The 1,501-nt window shown below is 53.1% G+C and carries 1 protein-coding gene; it reads left to right on the top strand.

What is annotated here, in order from left to right:
• Positions 1-349: 349 nt before the first annotated feature.
• Positions 350-1,501 (top strand): group II intron reverse transcriptase/maturase (gene ltrA / locus B1728_RS35385; protein WP_079910648.1); only part of this gene is annotated, 1,152 nt, incomplete at its 3' end.

Genomic DNA, 1,501 nt, shown 5'->3' with positions numbered 1-1,501 from the left:
CCTACCATTAGCCAAGAGCAAGGGTGTCCGCCGTGAGGCGGAATCTGAAGGAAGCTGGAGGCAAACGCACGGCTTGAGGTACACGAATCCAATTTGAGGCGGTTGCAGTCGGATGAGTCACCATACCATGACAAAATCCAAAGCTGCCAAAGGCTACAGCCGTAAACTTGGGCGAGCGCGGGCGGAAAGATGACGTTCTTATCTGGGGAGACCTGCGGAACACGCGAAGTTACTTCGTAACCGCGGCTGTAAGGCCGCGCTGAATCCGCAGGAGTCAGCAGAGGCCATAGTACGGAAGTACGGGACGCCGGAAACCGGAAGGGCCGAACCGAAAGGAGAGAGGAAACCGATGCGTTCGCATGAAGAGCAACGACAGCAGAATATCTCGCAAGAGAGCTTGCGGCAAAGAGAAGCGGTGAAGCCGTCAGGGTATGCCGGAGCGCCGAGTTCTTCGTCGGCACAAATCGTCCCTTCCTCTCGCGAAGTCCGTAACGACTTGTTGGAGCGGATGCTCGAAAGGGAAAACCTTTTGCTCGCCTACAAGCGAGTGGTCCAAAATGGAGGAGCACCCGGGGTGGACGGAGTAACGGTAACGGAGCTACAAGCTTACCTGAAGACGCACTGGGAGACGGTGAAAGCCGAACTTCTCGCGGGAACCTACAAACCTATGCCTGTCAAACGGGTGGAAATCCCCAAACCCGGAGGCGGAGTACGGCTACTTGGTATCCCGACCGTAATGGATAGACTCCTTCAACAAGCACTTCTGCAGGTCATGAACTCGATCTTTGACGCTCACTTTTCATGGTACAGCTACGGCTTTAGACCGGGAAAGAGAGCGCATGACGCGGTAAAGCAAGCCCAGCAATACATACAAAACGGTCTTCGGTGGATCGTGGATATGGATTTGGAGAAATTCTTTGACCGGGTAAATCATGACATTCTCATGGCAAGAGTGGCAAGGAAAGTGGCGGATAAGCGAATCCTGAGACTAATCCGTGCCTACCTGAACGCCGGAGTAATGGAAGGTGGAGTTTGCCAGAAAACGGAGGAGGGAACACCGCAGGGCGGCCCTTTAAGTCCATTATTAGCAAACATCCTGCTGGATGACCTAGATAAAGAACTAACCAAACGGGGGCACAAGTTTGTCCGCTATGCGGACGATTGTAACATCTTCGTCGCCAGCAGACGGGCCGGAGAACGTGTCATGGAATCGGTTATTGGATTTGTGGAAGGAAAGCTGAAATTGAAAGTGAATCGTGACAAGAGTGCAGTGGATCGGCCATGGAATCGGAAGTTCCTCGGCTTTAGCTTCTTATCAAACAGACAGGTGACGATCCGGCTTGCTCCCAAAACGATCTCCCGATTCAAGGAGAAGATAAGGGAACTAACGGATCGAACACGCTCGATGTCGATGGATGACCGCATCACCCGGCTCAACCGATACCTCATGGGATGGATGGGATACTTCCGACTCGCTTCGGCGAAGAACCATTGCAAGAGA

Origin of the sequence: Paenibacillus sp. 32352 (assembly GCF_002042965.1) — a bacterium.
Classification (GTDB): domain Bacteria; phylum Bacillota; class Bacilli; order Paenibacillales; family NBRC-103111; genus Paenibacillus_S; species Paenibacillus_S vulneris.
The sequence above is the reverse complement of the archived record's forward strand: the minus strand, read 5'-3'. Positions and strand labels throughout refer to the sequence as shown.